The organism is Halocalculus aciditolerans, from assembly GCF_014647475.1.
Lineage (GTDB): Archaea > Halobacteriota > Halobacteria > Halobacteriales > Halobacteriaceae > Halocalculus > Halocalculus aciditolerans.
This window is the reverse complement of record NZ_BMPG01000025.1, coordinates 1-539: the sequence shown is the minus strand read 5'-3', so window position 1 is coordinate 539 and position 539 is coordinate 1. Positions and strand designations below refer to the sequence as shown.

Genomic DNA, 539 nt, shown 5'->3' with positions numbered 1-539 from the left:
ATAAATAGAATTCAATAAAATCACATTCAGTATATATTACACCAACCCCAATCGAACCCCACCTCCCCGAAAATTCCGCCAAATCCGTAAAATAATGTACGGGGGAGATGCATGAAATCCGGCCCCAAAAGTTGAACGCCCCTCCCAAAACCAGAATTTTACAATTTACAGCAACCTATAACTTCCACCAAATGCGTAACCTCAACATATCTAATACATCCAACATAACATTTATACAACAAACATACACGTACACACAAACTTTATACTACTCAACCTTTACTTGTATCTTGTATAACGACATCATCACCATAACAATCACTATAATAACTCTCAACCGTTAAACTACATCGAAACATAATACACTCTATCCCATCCACCGTCTATATTACACCAACCCCAATCGAACCCCACCTCCCCGAAAATTCCGCCAAATCCGTAAAATAATGTACGGGGGAGATGCATGAAATCCGGCCCCAAAAGTTGAACGCCCCTCCCAAAACCAAACTTTCCACAATTTCCGTAACCATATTTCCGAC

At 40.1% G+C, this 539-nt stretch carries 1 protein-coding gene; it reads right to left on the bottom strand.

All coding sequences use genetic code 11. The annotated features are described in order from the left end of the window. Positions 1-345 precede the first annotated feature (345 nt). The coding region (locus IEY26_RS17610; RefSeq protein ID WP_229774212.1) for a hypothetical protein at positions 346-539 on the bottom strand (194 nt) is incomplete at its 5' end.